We start from the raw sequence: 18,379 nt of genomic DNA on the forward strand, positions 1-18,379 counted from the left end.
CTCCTTGAGGCGGTTGTGCGTCTAGTGACATCGTGGGCCGGTATTGGGTTAGTTTGGGGAATTGTTCTTCTGTGAAGAAGGGAGAATCAGATTCCCTTCGGGAATGACAGCTAGAAAAGCAAGGGCAACAGCAACAGCAACGGCAAAGGCAACAGCAAAGGCTAACAGCAGATTCCCTTCGGGAGTGACAGACAGAACTGCAAGGGCAACGTCAACGCCAACGCCAACGTCAAGGGCCAAGGGCTAGAGCAAAAGCTCAGAGCCGGAATGTTGTTTGTGAAATGCTGTTTGCAAACCGACTTACTACTTGTGATCCGCAAACGGATAGGTTCCTGCACTTATTTGGACGATGACTGAGTCGGCATTACTGAGGCATTGGATTGCGGTTGTTCGGTCTCTATGTCGCCTCTGCGGTGCTCGATGCTGATCTCGTCGAGTTGTGCTTTCAAGGTGCTGTCGAGTTTGTAGTCTGCTGCGGCCAGCGAGTCGGCCAGGTGCTCAAACCGGCTGGGGCCTACAATCACTGAGGTGACGACAGGATTTGCCATCAGCCACGCTGTGCATAGAGTCGTGATGGGAACTTTTTGTTGGTCGGCGATCTCCTGAATCTTTCCAACGGTTTCGAATTTTCGTTCGTCCCAATACCAGCCAGAATACTTTTTCCCAACTCCACCGAGCTCGTTTGAGAAGCGGCCTTTTTCTGGGGCTATGCCGTGTTTATATTTTCCGGTCAGAAGTCCTCCGGCGAGTGGATTGTACGGAGTGACGGCGATTGTTTCTTCCTGCGTCAATCGGAAAAGTTCACGCTCAACTTCGCGAAACAGCAGATTGTAGCGTGGCTGGATGCAGACGAATCGCGCGAGCTTCCGTGCATCCTGAAGGCCGAGTGCTCGTGCGAGGCGGTAAGCCAGCAGATTCGATACGCCGATATAGCGCGCCTTGCCTGAGCGAACGATTGCATCCATGGCCTCGACGGTTTCTTCGAGCGGGGTCGCAAAGTCATCGAGGTGCAGGGAGTAGAGGTCAACATAATCTGTATTGAGGCGGCGCAACGACCCTTCAATCGCAGACAGGAGATGCTTCCGCGAGTTGCCCTTGTCCCACGACGCAAAACCCATTGGGCCGCCGCCTTTTGTTCCGAGAAAGAATTGATCGCGCTTGTTGCTGAGCCAGCGACCCGTGATGACCTCTGAGGCACCGCTGCCGAGCACTCCGCCTGGTGGATAAAGGTCTGCAGTGTCGATAAAGTTCACGCCTGCCTCAGTTGCTTTATCGAGAATTCTGTATGACTCTGCTTCCTCTGTTTGTTTGCCGAATGATCCTGTTCCAATGCAGATGCGAGAGACTGTCAGACCGGTGGTACCGAACTTTGCAAATTCCATGTTGACTCCATCTTTGCTGCTCATTGATGCCACGTCCCTTATAGGGCGCAGGATAAGAACAATGCCGGTTGCAGTTAATCCGTCAACCTTGATTGCATCTACAATCTACTTGACATTGATTGCGATTACAACCAAGAATATAGACAGGTTTTTCAAGGAGTTCATAAAGTGTTTGTTTCTAAAGAACAGACAGCACTCAACCGGGACTCACTTCTACAGGCGGCCAGCCGCTTGTTTCGTGAGAAAGGGATCGATGGTGTGGGTGTCGCCGATATCGCGAAGGAAGCAGGACTCACTCACGGAGCACTCTATAAACATTTCCCTTCGAAAGAGGCGCTCGCCGCGGAGGCATTCAAATATGCGGCGGCGAACAAGCTGGATTCGCGAGGGAATCGGAAGCAGACGTTTGAGAAACGTCTCAATGCGATGTTCTCGACAGAGCGCATCGATACGCTGGCAGAGGGATGCCCGATGACTGCATCCGCAAGTGAGATTGCGCGGCAAGGGACTGCAGTGGCTGAGAGTTTTACGCGTGTATTCAAAGAGACGATAGCCGAAATCGAAATGCTGATAGAAGGCCCGATGCCCGCTGCTCAAAAGAGACATCTGGCTATCTCTGCTCTGGCGGCTCAAATCGGCGCTGTCGCAGTGGCCCGAGCCATCGCTCGGATTGAGCCTTCGCTCTCGGAAGAGGTGCTTAAGTCTGTGCACAAGACGGTGAAGCCAACGCACGCGATCAAGCGCGCAAAGAATGCCAAAGTGCGCTCTTTTCAGCACGGATCCAGAAGTTAAGAGGGGCGCGATGCAACAAGCTTATCGAATAGCTGTCTTCAGCGACGTGCATGGCAACCTACCTGCGCTGGAAGCAGTATTGAAAGCCATTGATTCAAGCCACCCTGATGTCATTCTGTGCCTGGGTGATCTTGTCGATTTTGCGCCATGGCCAAATGAGGTCATCGAAGTTATTCGCTCAAGAAACATCGGTACGCTGATGGGGAATCACGATGAAAGAATTGCTCATGGCATCGAAGTAATGCCGCTCGCAAAGATGGGCTCGAAGAGCAGAGTGCCAGGGTACAGGCGATCGAGTGGAGCCGAAGCGCGGTTACGGCGGCTAACAAATCTTTTCTAGCGAGCTTGCCTGCGAGCATAAGGTTATCGTTCGGTCCTGTCGAGCATCCACTGAGTCTTCAGTTCGTTCACGCAAGCACTCGAAGCCTGGATGAATACATCTACGAAGACCATCCCGAGGAAGATGCACGAAGCATGTTTCAGGCAACGGGCGCTGATGTACTCGTGATGGGGCATACGCATATCCCGTATACACGAACTCTTGCAGGAGGCGCGGGATTGCTGGTGAATGTTGGGTCTGTTGGCCGGTCCAAAGAGTTATCGAGGGAAGCGGCGTTTGCAATCCTGACTGTTCGCAATGCTGGAGTAGAGGCAGAAATCTTTCGTGTTTCTTATGACCGGGAACGCACAATCAAGGCGATCCGCGAAAGCTCTATTCCTGACTTCTATGCCGATTTTTTAACAGGCGCTACATGACCAGGCCAGTCGCGCTAAAGCACTGTGACGAACTTGTGATCTCGAAGCTCGACAGTATTCGTATCGAACAAGCATGGGTTGGAACGAGTGAGTTCGCGTTGCCTAAATGCGATGGCGAGGAGATGTCCGGCCTGGCGCCGATTCAGTGTGGAACGGGGCGCGCATGTCGCGGCTTACACGGTGAATGCCTTGAAGACTCTCAATGATCTTACGGCTGAGCCAAAGTGGTAGTGATTTGCTACTATCAGCGTGATGAAGAACATTTGTTCCAGTCTCTCTTCCGGTCTTTCCCGGCGAGAGTTTCTGACGACCGCGGCAGGTGCTGGTGGAGCGATGCTGCTTGGGCCGGCATGGTTGAGTGCGGCTGCTGATGAGGCGGACCTGCGAGCTGCGCAGATCCTGTCTATCCTGTCCAGGACCATCGGCATCGACATGCATAACCACGTCTATCCCGCGGGAACGGAACCGCATCGGGAGCAGGATCAGCCGCGACCGCAGGAGGAGCAACAGCAGGGGCTCAATCTTTCTCTGGCAGAAGAGTTGAAGCGGTCAGGATTTACCGCCGTCTGCGCCAGCTATGTGATGGATTTTGTGCCAAAGGGCAAGCCTGGCGATGCGCGAGAGAAGTTCCTCCAGTGGCTTGCGGCGATCGATGCGCAGTTGGAAAAGGGACACATTCACCGCGCATTGAATCTGAAGGACCTGCAATACGCCCACGACCATCAGCGACCAACGATCATTCAAACAGTTGAAGGAGCGCAGTTTCTCGAGGGGCACCTGGAGCGAGTGGAGGAAGTGTATAAACGTGGTCTGCGGCACCTTCAACTGCTGCATGAGCGAGACGACCTGGTGTCGCCATTGGGCGATGTAAACACGGTCCCCGCGCACCTTGGTGGCTTGACAGCGTTTGGTGCGCAGGTCATAAAAGAGTGCAACCGATTGGGGATCGTGGTGGACCTTGCTCACGCGAGTTACGAGACGATACTTGGCGCCTTGAAGGTATCTACGCAGCCGGTTATTGTCTCCCACACGAGTCTCGTCAGTAGAAAAACCTCGGATCCAAATATGGCGGATAGGATGAAGCCGCTGTTGATAAGTAAAGAGCATGCGAAGGCTGTGACTGAAGCCGGAGGTGTAATCGGCGTGTGGACGCACTTGGCCGACTCGCTGGCCGATTTCGTGGAAAGCATCAAGGCGATGGTGGACGCGGTGGGCATCGACCACGTCGGTATTGGCACCGACACAGATCTGCTCTCCTCCCGCGTCGGCCAGGGCAGCAACAGGGCCTATCCGAACCTGACGGGAGGTTTTTTCAGCGCTGTTGTCGGGGAGATGCTGCGCCAGGGTTTCACGCCTGATGATATAGGTAAAGTTGGGGGCGGAAACTTCTGCCGCGTCTTTGACAAGGTTACGGCTGGCCACGCCTTGAGCGCGTAGACTGCTGCGCAAAGCAAGCCTTCGTTCATACTACGGATGCCTGGCGAACCGACGGTGTGCTGAAAGCTTCGGGGGTTCGATTTGGGACGATTCGGAGTTCGCTTTCTCGTGTGTGAAAAGCTCAGAAGTTACGGCGATATATTGTCGATCTTTTAATCCATGCAGGTAATCGATACAGGCGCGTTTTTTTGGTTTATTCGATGGCTTGTGAGTAACCTGGAGTTATCGGGAATCTTTAGAGCCGCGCCTTTTCTCCAGGGTAACCACTGTTACCTCATGCTAAAGTTCTAGCGTTACCCTTGAAAAACTTGGATTCGGACGCCTCTAAGGTGTGGTGCTCCAGATTCTGCCATGGGCCGCAGTTTGCCTTATCAGGAGCAAACAGATCGGTTCGATGATTTAAAGCTCGCTGGAGTTCTGCTGCCGTGACATACCTATTCAGGTTCTCGTTTTGTCTTCCTTCGTTCTCGATTACTCGTTCAACTGTAGCTAACAGGATTGGCCAAGCACGAAAAACACTGGCCACCCTCGGCATTGTGGCTCTGCTCTGCGGCTTTTGCGCGTCTGCCCAGGCGAAGACCGCAACCTCCACTACCCTTGCGATAACCACGGCAAACGGAGCGGCGACGACTGTCTCAAGTGGAACCGTCTTTACGCTGACTGCGACCGTTAACGCGGCGGGAGCTGCACTGACGCAGGGACAGGTGAATTTTTGTAATGGATCGGCGGCCTCCTGCACAGACATCAATCTGCTCGGGACGGCCCAGGTTACGAAGGCAGGAACGGCAATCCTGAAATTGCGAGCGGGCATCGGGGCCTACAGTTATAAGGCAGAGTTTCTCGGGACGAACTCGTATTCCAGCAGCGCATCAGCCGCATCGGCGCTCAAGGTGACAGGTACGCCCGGACCGACCGCGACTACGACTATGGTTGCCGAGACTGGGTCATGGGGCAATTACTCGCTCACGGCAACTGTTACGGAAGCAGGACGAACAATCGCGCCCACTGGGACTGTTTCGTTTCTGGATACAAGCAATGGGAACTCGGTTTTGGCAACTCAGACATTGGGAGCAGCAGTCACCGGAATCGGCTGGCCGAACCCAAATTCAATCAATGGAATCTATGACAGCACCTTTGAACTCGCGGCCGATCTCAATGGAGATGGCCTTCCGGACCTGGTAATGAACGCAAACCCAGCTCAGGTCTATCTGGCCAATGCGAATGGGGGATACACGGAAGCTCCAGTGCCTCCGATAGCGGGGCTAGAGACAGGCCCGATAGTCATCGCCGATTTTAATGGGGACGGTATTCCAGACCTGGGCGTGGCCATGTATACCTCAGATTCAATTTCGATTTTGCTCGGGAAGGGAGATGGAACCTTTCTCGCGCCCGTGGTGGTGAACGTGTCACCCTCCGTCGGCGTGGAGGTCTCGCAAATTGTGGCTGCGGACTTCAACGGAGATGGCATCGCGGATTTGCTGGTAACCGACAATGACGATTCTACAATCGCCATCCTTTTGAGTAATGGGGACGGCACGTTTACGCCTGCTGCTGCTGCTTCGATCTCCGGGCTTCCTTCGGGCGTTGTAGCAGGAGATTTTAATGCGGATGGCAAAACGGATCTGGCAATCGCTGATTACTATAGCAACACAATCACCATTCAGCTTGGTAATGGAGACGGCACATTTACGACTGCCGGCACGATAAATTCAGGAACGTACGGTACTCAGATTGCTGGGGCCGACTTCAATTTGGATGGCAAACTTGATCTGGTCATGGCGACGGGTGGTGCGAATGGCATCCCTGAGTCGGTCACCGTGTTCACCGGCAACGGGGACGGGTCTTTCAATTCATCAGCTTCTGGCACGAGTACGGATTCAACCAACGTCACGTGGATTCAGGTTGCGGATTTCAACCGGGATGGAATTCCCGATGTAGTCCTGGCTGATGGAAATGGCAACGCGACTGTTCTCTTAAACACAGGCAAGGGATCATTCGGCGGAAGCTATCCAGTCGTCACAGGTATGGGCTCTCCCTATACTGTGACGGTTGGCGTCGGAGACCTCAACGGAGATGGATATTCCGACATCATGGTTGGTGGAAATTACGGCGGCCCGTTCATGCTGTATTTGACAGAACCGACGGAGACAGCGACCGTGTCGGCTGACGTAACACTGCCCGCCGGCCTACACCAGACGGATGCTTCTTATGCTGGGGACAGCAACTTTACTACAAGCACCTCTGGGACTCTCCCTTTGTGGGGTATGCCGCCTGCGACGACGACCAGCCTGACCCTGACGTCAGGTGGCGCAGTTACTTCTTCTGTCGCACCTGGAACAGTAGTGACGCTTACAGCGAGCGTAAATGCCGGTGTCACCCCAGTTGCTGCAGGCCAGGTAAATTTCTGCCAGGCGTCTGGATCATGCACGGATATCCGTCTGCTTGGTACAGCATCCCTGTCCGCCAACGGGACAGCGACGCTGAAGTTTGTTCCGGTGCCGGGCGTGAACAACTACAAGGCCGTCTTCGTTCAGAACGGTTATGGAGCTGTCAGCTCGTCCGCAGCCGTGACTCTGACTGTCGGACCTGCTCCCAGCCCGGTTTACTCGGACTCGACGAGCACTACATTGAATGGGTTTTCCGGGGACTATTCTTTGCTGGCCACAGTGATCGGTTATGGCGGTCCCGCGCTGCCTACTGGAAAAGTTTCGTTCATCGATACCAACTTTGGAAATACCACGCTGGCGACGGCTACTCTTGGGCCGGCAACCAGTAGTGTGGGTTTCAAGGTTGTGCAGACGCCTGCCGCAAGCAAATACCTGGTTTCTGAGGTAGCAGGGGACTTCAACGGAGACGGCATACTGGATCTGGCATTCCTTGGTAACAGCAGCATCTATGACGACGAGGATTTCTCGATCAACATTCTTTTGGGAAAAGGGGATGGAACGTTCACCGTTGGCCCGACGTCCCAGGTGCCGGCATCCACATTTGTGGTGTACATGATGGCCGGGGATTTTAATAGCGATGGTAAGACAGACATTCTCTTGCTGACCAGTTTTGATTTGCCCTCCCCCGCAAGTTCCACGATCATTCCACTTCTGGGTAAGGGGGATGGAACATTTACGGCATCGACTGCGAGTGCCGTCGTCCTTCCTCAGCAAAACGGAGGTGATGTGATTGAGCCCTCCATAGCCGTCGCTGATTTTAATGGGGACGGTAAGCTCGATTTGGGCATCGTCGGCAACTATATTTACGGCGGGGTTTCCATCCTTTTAGGAAACGGGGATGGTATGTTTACTGCCACTGCGACAAATCCTGAAGTGAATCGAGGGCTAGGCATGATAGCCGTCGGAGACTTCAATGGCGATAACATCCCTGATCTCATAGTGTCGGATTACTTCGATCCTTCCGCGACCACTGTACTTTTTGGTAAAGGGGACGGAACATTTACCGTCGCAGAAGCGCCCATTTCGACCGACTCTTTTGCAAAATCCGCCGTGGTGAGCGATCTCAACGGAGACGGCATACTCGACTTGGCAGCCGGATCAGATGGGGGCGTGTCCGTGTACCTTGGGAATGGCGACGGAACATTCAACCAGGCAGCGGGCAGCCCATTGTTGGGAGCAGGCTCGCAGCTTCACATCGGGGACTTTAATCATGATGGCAAGCTCGATCTGGCAGGGGTGGCCAGCATTGACCCTACCGTCACATTTTTTCTTGGTGCAGGAGATGGTACATTTACCGTCACTCAGGGCAACGCAGATTCATCAAGCCCTCCATCCTTCTATCTGACTGGCCTCGTAAGCGGGGACTTCAATCAGGATGGCTTCGCAGATTTATCGGTGACGGTTGATAGCGAAAACACTGCGTCCATCTTTTTGACAGAACAATCCGCGATGGCAACTGCAACTGTGAATGGTGTGGCGCCCGTGGGTGCAGGGACGCACAATGTGGATGCACGCTATTCGGGCGACAGCAACTATCCTGCCAGCGTATCCAGTACCGTCGCACTCATTACAGGACTTGACCCGCTGACGTTCTCCCCCGCTGTGGGCTCGTATTCTTCCGCACAGGAAATCACAATTACCGAGTCGGTTCCCGGTGCCACGATCTATTACAGTGCATACGGAGTTGTTAACGCTGGCTTGACGCAGTATACCGGCCCCATTCCACTCAATAAGAACGGCAGTGAAACCATTCAGGCTTATGCCACTAAAGCCGGATATCAACCCTCCGATACCGCACAGGTAACCTATACCCTGAACCTTCAGGGTTCAAATATTACGCCCACCGTTAAAGTTACGCCCTCCGCTTCAACCATCACCACCGCACAGGCACTCACTGTAGCCGTAAGCGTGTCTGCGTTCGCTCCCAGCGGCAATACCACTCCCGCCGGATCGGTTGTCCTTACCAGTGGCACCTATAGCTCTGCCGCCACCATACTCAATGCAGGCGCGGCTACCATCTCGATTCCTGCTAACACGCTGCCTGCCGGAACGGACACCCTCGTTGCCACCTATACGCCCAACAGTACCGATGCGAATATCTACAACGGTGCATCGCAATCGTCGACCGTTGTCGTTACTGTGCCCATAGGTGCATCGAAAGCGGCTGTAACAGTCACTCCCTCCGCAACGACGATCATCAACACGCAAGTGGTTACCATTGCTGTTTCCGTTGCGGGTCCGAGTGGCCAACCTGAGCCGACCGGTACCGTTTCCCTCGCGGTTGCCAATTACACAGCCAATAAAGCCCTGGCCAGTGGAACCGCCACCTTCACCATTTCCGCGAATACGCTCAGCGCAGGAAATAACAACGTCACGGTTTCGTATTCCGGTGACGCGATCTACGCTGCCGCTTCCGGTACGGCCAGCATCGCCGTTCAACAGATGGCGGTCTCGGCGACGCAGCCAGCATCTGTCGCGCCGGGGGGATCTACCTCTTCCACCATCAATTTCAGTGCCAGCAGCACATATACGGGAACCTTGAACCTTGCTTGTGCTCTCACCGCTTCGCCGTCGGGAGCTCGAAGTCTGCCTACCTGCAGCATTAATCCTGCGAGCGTGACTTTGGCTTCCGGCGGCAAAGCCACCGCTACACTCTCCGTGACAACGACGGCTGCAAGTGCGATTGCCCTTTTACACTCAGCCGGAACGCTACGCTGGCTTGGTGGTGGAGGGGCTGCACTCGCCGCGATCTTTGTATGGGGCATCCCAGCACGGCGGCGCAGGTGGATGTCCATGCTTGCCGTGCTGTTGCTCCTGTCTGCTGCTGGAGTCATTGGTTGCGGCGGAGGCGGGCAAACAACGCCAGCCACAACGGCAGGCACTTACACTTTCACCGTAACTGGAACCGATTCGGTGAATTCGCAGATTACAGCCTCAATCAACATGACGGTCGCGGTGCAATAACACTTAGCCCATTACGACTCTGCAACCGGAGCGTACTGGGCTTGCAGATAATTTTGTCGGCACTTCTTACTTTCTCGATCATGGGCTGTTCTGTTACAAAAGCACAGTTCGCTGTAGTCTCTGTTCGGAGTACTTCGTTTCTCTCTTCGCGATGACTGTGGGGAAAGGCTTTTAGCGAGCGAAGTCAATTGATGGAGATAAGAATGAATGTACAGGATGACGAGCTTAGAAGATTTGAGGTTGATGGCGCTGCTCCGTTGCCTGTTGCAAAGGAGCAGGGGTATGTCGAACAGGATGGAGCCAGGATCTGGTATGCGTCTTACGGCTCCGGCGCTCCTGTGATTCTGCTGCATGGTGGTCTCGGCCACAGTGGCAATTGGGGTTATCAGGTTACAGCGCTGATTGAGAATGGCTATCGTGCCATCCTGATAGATAGCCGCGGGCATGGTCGCAGTACGCGGGATGCGCGGCCGTTTTCGTATGAATTGATGGCATCCGATATGCTGGCTGTGATGGATGCGTTGCATCTTGAACGGGCAGTCCTGGTGGGCTGGAGCGATGGAGCGTGTACCGCGTTAGTTCTTGCGGATAAGGCTCCTTCGCGCGTTGCGGGCGTGTTCTTTTTTGCATGCAACATGGACCCGAGTGGCGTTAAGCCGTTTGAAGCTACTCCGACTTTGGACCGATGCTTCGCGCGACATACGAAGGATTATGCCGAGTTATCAGCAACACCGGAGCGCTTCAAAGACTTCGTCGCGGACCTTACCCTGATGCAGCGGACGCAGCCTGATTTTTCTGCGCATGATCTCGCGAAGATCAGTGTGCCGGTCGCGATCGTACAGAGTGAGTTCGATGAATTTATCGAGCGTGGACATGCGGAGTATCTCGCGCGAAATATTCCAAATGCGGAGTTTGTCTTTCTAAGCGGCGTGAGTCATTTCGCGCCGCTGCAAAGGCCAGAGCAGTTCAATATCGAGATGGTTGCGTTTGTCAGAAAGCTCCGCACAAGTGCGGATGGTGGCGCGTTCTCATCGAGGCATCTTCAGCAAGCTGCTGTTTCCGGCCTCTAACTCTAGTAGATGTGCCTTGGTGTCGAGGCCGCCTGCGAATCCTGTTAGTTTGCCCGTGGCTCCGATTACGCGATGGCATGGGACTATGATCGAAATCGGATTTCTGCCATTGGCTGCGCCTACAGCTCGCGAGGCATTGGGAGTTCCCAACTGCTTTGCCAGTTGTCCATAGCTTCTCGTTTCACCGAATGGAATGGCCAGAAGAGCTTCCCAGACGTTGTTTTGAAATGGAGTTCCTCGCATGTCGAGTGAGAGCGAAAACGTCTTTCGTTTTCCTGCGAAGTACTCCTCAAGCTGACGTTCTGTTTCGCGAAGAACGGAATGCTTCTCGTCCTCGACAAGTTCCCCGAGCCGCACTCGGCGCGGGTTGTCATCCTGCCAGAGAATGGCAACGAGACCCTTGTCGCTTGCTACAAGTTTTAGCTTTCCTACGGGAGAGTTCATGAATTTATAGACCAGTTTCATAGTCTTTCCTTTCAGGGGCGATTTTGTTGCTCCGTTGCTGACGGCATTCTCAGATTTGCCGGGGCTGCTTCGCCGGGTCCGCGGCCCAGAGATGTTGTGCTGCGTAAGCGCGCCAGGGACGCCAGGAGCGCGCACGATCCAATAGGTGAGCTGCGGTAAGCTTCTCTCCTTTGATGGCCTCTGCGCTGCGGAGCAGGCCGATGTCCGATGCGGGGAAGGCATCCGATTCGCGAATGGCGCGCAGGGCGATGTACTGTGCTGTCCAATCACCGATTCCGCGAATCATGCGCAGCCTTTCTACTGTTTCTTCGATACTGCCGAGTGGGCGAAATAGATTCGGATCCGCGACTGTAGCTTCGGCTACTGCTTTCAGTGAGGATTGACGGGCTGCAGGCATTCCCAGGCCGAGTGATGCGGCGGAGGCCAGCCGTTGCGGAGTGGGGAAGGCATAGATCAGTTCTGGATGATGCCTTTGCTCCATCGGCAACTCTTTGCCATGCAGTGCAACGAGTTGTCCGGCGAGCCGGCGTGCTGCGGCAACGTTGATCTGCTGGCCGAGCACGGCACGCACCGCGATTTCAAAACCGTCCCATGCGCCGGGGGCGCGTAGTCCGGGGCGCTGCGCTACAAGCGGGGCCAGAAACTGATCGCTCGCGAGGTGAGCGTCAATCGTCTCAATGTCTGCTCCTACATCGAAGAGACGCCGCACCCGCGCGACAATGGCGGGCAGCGATTTCACATTGGGGAAGCGAATCGTGGCGCAGAGACTCTGCCACTTCGGCTGATGTGCAATCTCAACGCTTCCACATAGGCCATCGATGTCGACGGTGCGCAGATAGCGTCCGTTCTCGACTAATTCGACGCCTGGAATTGCCCGCGCCTGGAGAAAGGCGAGGATCGAATCCCAGTCATAGGGAGGGCGATATTGAATCCGCAACGTCACCCCGGTTTCGTTGCCGGTGCGACTTGCGGATGTCTTTCGACGCAGTGCGCCTGGAGGACGATGGTAGAGTTCCTGGAAGGTTTCATTGAACCGTCGCAGGCTGCTGAATCCGGCTGCGGCTGCGACTTCTGTCATGGGCAGTTGCGTTTCGTGGATCAGCTGCTTGGCGAACAGCACTCGGCGCGTTTGGGCCACTGAGATGGGTGCGGCTCCCAGGTGTTGCAGGAAGAGGCGCCGAAGCTGCCGCTCGCCTAGTCCGAGACGCGCTGCAAGTTTTTCAACGCTTGCTCCTGCGCCGTCAAGAGCACCTTCGGCAATGAGAGCGAGTGCGCGTGAAACCGTATTCGAAGTGCCGCGCCAGGAGGCGAGATCCGGGGCGCTTTCGGGACGGCAGCGAAGGCACGGGCGAAAGCCTGCTTCCTGAGCTGCAGCGGCAGAACTGTAAAAATTGCAGTTCTCAAACTTCGGTGTTCGCGCGGGGCAGATGGGGCGGCAATAGATGCCCGTGGATTGAACGCCTACATAGATCAAGCCGTCAAAGCGGGCGTCCCTGCTCTGCAATGCTCGATAACAGACGCTGTTCTCAGGCAATCTCATGGGATGATTGTCCCACCGATCGGCGTACAAAACTCGCGCTTTTCGGACATCATCGTGGAATCGATGAATAAGAGGCAGACTGGCAGGAAGACAGGGTTGATCCATCGTAAATGAGTATTCGAGGTGGGGCGTATAACCTTTTCGCAGGAAAAGGAGTATTACTGAAGGGAAGCTGGTTTCAGTCGATATTGACCACGTCGTGCATAGTCGAATTAGCGGAATAGCCGTTGCTGGAAGGTTCTTTTCGATCTGTAACTAGTCTCTTGCTCTACAGGAGTGGATATGGGACGTCGCTTTGCAGAAGTCGCATTCACGCCGCATGTGAAGAAGCTGCAGGAGCTTCACGGGAGTCGCCGGCAATATCACCGAGTCGAGGAGTTTGGTGAGCCTGGAGATCGTCTTGGGCCATACGAGCGAACTTTTATCAGTGGCAGAGATGGTTTTTACATGGCTACGGTGAGTGAGACGGGCTGGCCTTATATCCAGTTTCGCGGCGGCCCGAAAGGGTTTCTACGTGTGCTGGATGACAAGACGATTGGGTTCGCAGATCTTCGCGGGAATAAGCAGTACATCAGTGTTGGCAACCTCCTGCACGATGATCGGGTTTGTCTTTTTCTGATGGACTACGTGGAGCAGCAGCGCCTCAAGATCTATGGCAGAGCCAGGATTTCCGAGGGAGACGAGGAATCTCAAGCGCTGATTCGCAAGCTGCAGACAGAGGAAAAGAACTCGTTGCCGGAGCGAGCGATGGTGATTCAGATTGAGGCGTTCGATTGGAATTGTCCGCAACATATCACGCCGCGTTTCACGCTGGAAGAGTTGGATGCGCTGGAAAAAGAGGATGCCGGATGACTATTCGCAGTCATCCTACGGGTCTTAGCTATCCCAGGTTCCTAGCTATCCCACGGTCTTAACGCGTGTTCGTACTCTTCCATGTCGACACGTCGGCCGCGAAATTTGACACCCTCCATTTGCAGACGCAGGCGTTGCTCGGCTGCAGCCTCACCGCGTAATTTAATCTCTCCGCCTATGCCTACTACGCGTTGCCACGGCAGGGAGAGAGGCTCGACCCGCAGCAGGCGCGCTACGGCTCGATGATAGAGCGGATAACCTGCTGCCGCGGCAACTCTGCCGTACGTGCTCACCCTGCCTTTAGGAATAGAGCGTATGACTCGACGAAACGCAGCGTCGCGATCGTCGTTCGGCTTTATTCCATCTCTGATGAGCTGCCGCTTCAGCCTGGACCTGGCGCCGGGGTCGTTTTCAGATATAGCCATGGTTTTATCCGTACCAACAGATTCATTGGATGTAATAGAGGATAAGGCCGATCACGAAGCAGGGAGAATGCTTTTAGTGCTCATAGGGGGATTTAGCGTTCGGATCGTAGGCGCTGCCAAACTTGTTTGTATGGGCTGCATTGGCGGCTGGAGCCGTGGTGATAGTCACGGTACCCAGATCGACTGTGCCACGCGAAAGATGCACGGGACGGGTTGAGCTATCCAGAACGGGCTGCGGTATGCCTTCGATCCAAAGATGCAAGTTGTAATCGCCAGGTGGAACATTGCGGATTATGACGGAGTCGTTCGTGTCGGCAACGGTATAAAGAGGCGTTGAGAGAGCCAATACGACCGCGCTCATCTCAGGATGGATGTTGCAAAAAATATAAGAAGCGCCCTCGCGCGTGAAGGTGACGGACTTGCTCGATCCTGCTTCGTAGAGACCGAGATCGAAGCGTTTGCCATCGAAGAGCGAGAAGACATTATGGAAAAAAGGATCTGCGTTGGGGAACTGAACTGACGTGCCGACCGGGATGATTTGCAGGTGCGGGATGAACATGCGGTTCTTTTGCAGCAGTGTGTAGTGTCCATGAGGCACGAAGGCCAGCGCTGGGGTTCCTGCGGTTGGTTCCAGCCAGGCGACAGCAGGAACAGGGCCATGCTTCTCTTTCAGCGGCAAGCCAATGTGCAGGCGTAACTCGGTTACGGGCGCAGCGGGAGGATTGCTCTGCGCGTGTATCACCCCAGACGTCAGGGCGACAGCGACACAGCAAAACAACCAGTTGGCAAAGTGCCTCTTACGTGTCAAAACTTATATCCTGCGCCCAAGCCGATGATGTTGCTTCCGCTCGAGAGACCATTGACAGGAGAACTCTCCAGATGACGATACTCCAGCGAGAAGAGCAGATAAGCGCTGGGGCTATAAATTACATTCCCGGTATAAGTCCGGTTTCTGGCGAGGTTCTGATAGACCGTTCCACCTGGGACAGCATAACGCCGCAATTCCCTGGCCGTTACGTTGTCGAGTCCAAGAGCAGCGTTGAACTCCACTCGCTCGTTGACCTTTTCTTTCAGTTGCGCCCATCCGCCTACATCGTCGAGGGGGTGGAAGTAGTAGCCGCCTGCATCCATATTGACACGGTAGACGACATCCTTGAAAGCTCCGCCTCCGAGACCACCCAGCGCCTGTCCGCGGTAAAAACTCCCGGTAAATTCGAAATTGGCGGGCAGAAGCCAGCGAGTATCGACAGTACCGGCCCATGAATCGAAGTGACGGCCGACGGGGCTGAGATGCGGTGCGAAGTATCCGCCGAAACCGAGATGGTTTCCTTCATCCGCCTTGGACCCGATCACGGCAATTCGAGCTTCCGTTCCCGGCTTGCGACTTTGTTCCGATGAGCTGGGGGGCGCCGCTGTTGCGTTGGTAGACGAGGTCAGGGGCAACAGGTATCCATCGCCCACGTCGATCAATGCAGCCTGCAGGCGAAGATTGCTTGAACCAACGAACTTGAGATCCTGCGTCACACCGCCCTGTGGATTCCATGTCCACAGGTTGCCGGACCAGGCAAGCGCAGGCATGGCAACGGCTGTCAATGACGTCGGTGTATTGGGGCTGAAGATTGGCCGATCCAATGAGAAATAGGCAGTGGTCTTGCGCCATTGCAGACCTGCGTGGACCGTGCGGAGCCGCAGGAACGAGGCATTCGTGCTGTAGTTGCCGGAGTACACTGCGGGCGAAGTCGCGGACTGCGATGTCCCGTCGAAATCCACACTCAAATCGGCATAGCTGCGAGCGCCGAACAGATGTGGGCCACGTAGATCGATACCGAGGATCGTCTGTCGCACGGATGCCCCGGTGCTGCCTGAGCCCGGAATCGATACAGTCGGTGTCGCCGCCATATCGACCTGGCCGGAATTGGCGAATCCGTTTAGCAGGAGCAGTCCGGTTATCTTTACCGGATACTTCGATTCGCTTTCGACCTTCGTTTGTTCGTGGGTTGCGATTTGAGCCTGTTGCATGGCCAACTGTTCGCGCAGATCGTCAATCGCGGCTGCGGTGGCTGGAGGGATGGTTTCAGGTGCTGATGCCGGAGTTGCATTGGGGATGGCTGAAGTTGTTGCTGTCGATCCGGCCTGTGACCCGGTTTGCGGCCCGGTTTGCGCCATCTGACGTTGCAGGGCAAGCAACTGCTGGCGCATCTCGTCCAGTTGGCGCTGCGACTGCTCAAGTTGAGCCTGCGTTCGCGTCATGGATTCGGTCAGCTTCTGGATTTGCTCGGAGATATTTTCGGGGTTCGTGGTCTGCGGATTTCCCGTCTGCGCATGAACCAGGTGAAACGATAGTCCTGAAAAGATCATAAGCAGGGGCAACACGCGCCATGGGTTTCCAAGAGGAACCCCACGGCGCATAAATCTACTGTAAATTCTCATGTGCGATGACCTTATCGTGACTGTCTGCCTCAGCTAAAACCGGAGCATCCCACGGCTGGAGTTCGCGCGCTATTTTCATTTGAAATATCGTTTCACCGGGATGACTACTGAAGAGAACGACCTCTCCTCCGTGTTCAACCGCAATGCAATGAGCCAATGTAAGGCCAAGACCGGTTCCCTTCTGTTTTCCTTCGCTCACGAAAGGCTCAAGAAGGTTGTTGCGAATGTTTCCTGGAACGCCGTTTCCATTATCGACGACGCTCACTATCATATCCTTTTCTCGTGTATCCAGAGTCAATGAGACCTTGGCCGGTCTTCCGGTATCCCGGGCGGCCTGGCAGGCATTGAGCAGTAGATTGCAGATGGCGCGTTCGATCTGTTTTCCGTCGACAACAGCCGCGGTCTCCACGGGATTGCCGTAATGCGTGATCAGAGAGACTCCCTCTGCATCCGGATGCGCGCGGACAAGCGTCATTGCGCGTTCGAGTAGAGTCGCCATCAATTCAGGCGCCCTTCTCATACTGGCGCCGCCAGTACGGCTGAAGATCAGCAATGACTCGATCATATCGGTCGTGCCATGAACAGCGGAGCGGATGTCGATGAAAATCTCCGCGCGTTCCTTTTCGGAGAGGCGATGCGATGCGAGAAACTCCGAGTTGGCATAAATTGCGGCGAGATAGTGGCGCAGATCGTGAGAGACAGAACTTGCCATTCGGCCGATAGTAGCCAGCCGCTCAGATTCAAGCAATGCCCGATTGGCCTGCTGAATCTCTTTACGCATGCCGGCAAAGGCCGTACTTAGCTGCCGTACCTCCTGCGTACCGTACCGCGGAATACGATATTTCCCATCTCCCACGCCAAACGCAATCACGCTTTGGGAGAGCTCTTCGAGTGGACGAGTCACGAGCCGAGAGAGCGTGATCATCAATATGGTGCCGGACAATAACGCGAGGAGGCCTGCGCTCAAGACCATCCGGTCAATGCGGTTGATCGAGTGCTCCGCTGGTTCAAAGGACTTCAGGACGACCAGTTGCAGCGAAGATGTAGCAACTGCAGAGAGATCTTCCGTTGCGGCAAGAAATCTGGTGCCTGCAAACTTCACCGTGGACGGCGCCTGGGGTGTTCCCGAGAGCAACCGCGGCTGAGTGGCCAGACCAGCCTGGCCTGAGGGGCTGAGCGTGCTGGCTACAACGCGCCCTCCGCTAAGGAAGGTAGCTTCTACGCCAGTGGGCTGACTTATCTGCCGTACGGTGCGTTCCGTCGAAACGCCGCTGATGACATATCCAAGCAGCGTGCCGTCTTTATCGTTGCCAAAGTAAAGCGGGCGCAGGGAGCAAATATAGAGCCCTTGGCGGTCAATCAGATAATGCTTGTCCGGAGACGCCAGCAGGGTCTTCAGGCCTTGTCGAAGATCCGCGTCCGGAGTTGCACCTTTTGTATAGACCGCTACGACACGTCCGTTCAGATCCACGAGGGCAAACAGATCGTTTCCGCTTAGCTGCCAGAACTCAATCGCACCGTCCTGAATGGTGAGGTCATCGCCACTGGTCATCAGCGCTTTGAGGGTAGGCAGTTCGGCGAGCAGGGAGTTTTCGCGATCCAGTGCTCCTACACGCTCCGCCTGCAGATTTTCAAAGGTGATGACGGAATGATTGAGATCTTGAGACAGATCATCTGTAACCTGCGCAAGCAGGCGATGACGGATAAGCAACAGGCACATGCCGGTAACAATTGCGATTACCAGTGCCATGGCGACAACGAGCAGAACATATGTTCGGACGCCTTGCTTTTCGGGCATGTTTGTTACTTCCACAGCGCT

14 protein-coding genes are annotated in these 18,379 nt (G+C 55.0%); 7 read left to right on the forward strand and 7 right to left on the reverse strand.

The window, feature by feature from the left end:
- Nucleotides 1–338: 338 nt before the first annotated feature.
- Nucleotides 339–1,382: an aldo/keto reductase gene (locus OHL19_RS03365; protein WP_263356171.1), complete on the reverse strand. Its 1,044-nt coding sequence runs from the start codon at nt 1,380–1,382 to the stop codon at nt 339–341.
- 168 nt (nt 1,383–1,550) lie between these two features.
- Between OHL19_RS03365 and OHL19_RS03370 the strand changes: the two genes are divergently transcribed.
- The 6 genes from OHL19_RS03370 (at nt 1,551) to OHL19_RS03395 (ending at nt 10,848) form a co-directional block, all read left to right on the forward strand.
- Nucleotides 1,551–2,174 carry a TetR/AcrR family transcriptional regulator gene (locus OHL19_RS03370; protein WP_263356172.1) on the forward strand — a complete coding sequence of 208 codons (624 nt, stop codon included), beginning with the start codon at nt 1,551–1,553 and terminating at the stop codon, nt 2,172–2,174.
- Between the two features lie 10 nt (nt 2,175–2,184).
- Nucleotides 2,185–2,514, forward strand: coding sequence for a metallophosphoesterase family protein (locus OHL19_RS03375; RefSeq protein WP_263356173.1), 330 nt, complete (start codon nt 2,185–2,187; stop codon nt 2,512–2,514).
- Between the two features lie 5 nt (nt 2,515–2,519).
- Entirely contained in the window at nt 2,520–2,930 is a 411-nt protein-coding gene (locus OHL19_RS03380; RefSeq protein ID WP_263356174.1) for a metallophosphoesterase family protein, read from the forward strand.
- A 252-nt stretch (nt 2,931–3,182) separates the two neighbouring features.
- Nucleotides 3,183–4,367: a dipeptidase gene (locus tag OHL19_RS03385; RefSeq protein WP_263356175.1), complete on the forward strand. Its 1,185-nt coding sequence runs from the start codon at nt 3,183–3,185 to the stop codon at nt 4,365–4,367.
- 425 nt (nt 4,368–4,792) lie between these two features.
- Nucleotides 4,793–9,778, forward strand: coding sequence for a beta strand repeat-containing protein (locus OHL19_RS03390; protein WP_263356176.1), 4,986 nt, complete (start codon nt 4,793–4,795; stop codon nt 9,776–9,778).
- A gap of 203 nt (nt 9,779–9,981) precedes the next feature.
- Nucleotides 9,982–10,848, forward strand: coding sequence for an alpha/beta fold hydrolase (locus OHL19_RS03395; protein WP_263356177.1), 867 nt, complete (start codon nt 9,982–9,984; stop codon nt 10,846–10,848).
- On the opposite strand, the gene OHL19_RS03400 is transcribed toward OHL19_RS03395, so the two are convergent.
- Complete coding sequence (locus OHL19_RS03400; RefSeq protein ID WP_263356178.1) at nt 10,807–11,313, reverse strand: methylated-DNA--[protein]-cysteine S-methyltransferase; 507 nt, start codon at nt 11,311–11,313, stop codon at nt 10,807–10,809. The genes OHL19_RS03395 and OHL19_RS03400 overlap by 42 nt on opposite strands.
- Before the next feature lie 49 nt (nt 11,314–11,362).
- The gene (locus OHL19_RS03405) at nt 11,363–12,853 is read right to left on the reverse strand and encodes an AlkA N-terminal domain-containing protein (RefSeq protein WP_263356179.1); all 1,491 of its coding nucleotides are present in this window, start codon (nt 12,851–12,853) and stop codon (nt 11,363–11,365) included.
- 282 nt (nt 12,854–13,135) lie between these two features.
- On the opposite strand from OHL19_RS03405, the gene OHL19_RS03410 reads away from it, so the two are divergent.
- A complete protein-coding gene (locus tag OHL19_RS03410) occupies nt 13,136–13,705 on the forward strand; it encodes a pyridoxamine 5'-phosphate oxidase family protein (protein ID WP_263356180.1) in 570 nt (189 codons plus the stop codon).
- Nucleotides 13,706–13,746: 41 nt separating this feature from the next.
- On the opposite strand, the gene OHL19_RS03415 is transcribed toward OHL19_RS03410, so the two are convergent.
- The 4 genes from OHL19_RS03415 to OHL19_RS03430 all read right to left on the reverse strand — a co-directional run bounded on the left by OHL19_RS03415 (nt 13,747) and on the right by OHL19_RS03430 (nt 18,358).
- On the reverse strand, nt 13,747–14,130 hold the full coding sequence (locus OHL19_RS03415) for an MGMT family protein (RefSeq protein WP_263356181.1): 384 nt from the start codon (nt 14,128–14,130) through the stop codon (nt 13,747–13,749).
- A gap of 73 nt (nt 14,131–14,203) precedes the next feature.
- Nucleotides 14,204–14,938 (reverse strand): hypothetical protein, encoded by a 735-nt coding sequence (locus tag OHL19_RS03420; RefSeq protein WP_263356182.1) that lies wholly within the window; start codon nt 14,936–14,938, stop codon nt 14,204–14,206.
- Nucleotides 14,935–16,503: a hypothetical protein gene (locus OHL19_RS03425; RefSeq protein ID WP_263356183.1), complete on the reverse strand. Its 1,569-nt coding sequence runs from the start codon at nt 16,501–16,503 to the stop codon at nt 14,935–14,937. The genes OHL19_RS03420 and OHL19_RS03425 overlap by 4 nt, the downstream gene beginning before the upstream one ends.
- A 40-nt stretch (nt 16,504–16,543) precedes the next feature.
- A complete protein-coding gene (locus OHL19_RS03430) occupies nt 16,544–18,358 on the reverse strand; it encodes an ATP-binding protein (RefSeq protein WP_263356184.1) in 1,815 nt (604 codons plus the stop codon).
- Between the last annotated feature and the right edge of the window lie 21 nt (nt 18,359–18,379).

This window comes from Acidicapsa ligni, from assembly GCF_025685655.1.
GTDB classification, from domain to species: Bacteria; Acidobacteriota; Terriglobia; order Terriglobales; family Acidobacteriaceae; genus Acidicapsa; species Acidicapsa ligni.

Bases quoted from the DNA above. Each gene is read 5' to 3' on its own strand.
- OHL19_RS03365 (WP_263356171.1), bottom strand. From the start codon at position 1,382: ATGGAATTTGCAAAGTTCGGTACCACCGGTCTGACAGTCTCTCGCATC.
- OHL19_RS03375 (WP_263356173.1), top strand. From the start codon at position 2,185: ATGCAACAAGCTTATCGAATAGCTGTCTTCAGCGACGTGCATGGCAAC.
- OHL19_RS03385 (WP_263356175.1), top strand. From the start codon at position 3,183: ATGAAGAACATTTGTTCCAGTCTCTCTTCCGGTCTTTCCCGGCGAGAG.
- OHL19_RS03395 (WP_263356177.1), top strand. From the start codon at position 9,982: ATGAATGTACAGGATGACGAGCTTAGAAGATTTGAGGTTGATGGCGCT.
- OHL19_RS03400 (WP_263356178.1), bottom strand. From the start codon at position 11,313: ATGAAACTGGTCTATAAATTCATGAACTCTCCCGTAGGAAAGCTAAAA.
- OHL19_RS03405 (WP_263356179.1), bottom strand. From the start codon at position 12,853: ATGAGATTGCCTGAGAACAGCGTCTGTTATCGAGCATTGCAGAGCAGG.
- OHL19_RS03410 (WP_263356180.1), top strand. From the start codon at position 13,136: ATGGGACGTCGCTTTGCAGAAGTCGCATTCACGCCGCATGTGAAGAAG.
- OHL19_RS03415 (WP_263356181.1), bottom strand. From the start codon at position 14,130: ATGGCTATATCTGAAAACGACCCCGGCGCCAGGTCCAGGCTGAAGCGG.
- OHL19_RS03430 (WP_263356184.1), bottom strand. From the start codon at position 18,358: ATGCCCGAAAAGCAAGGCGTCCGAACATATGTTCTGCTCGTTGTCGCC.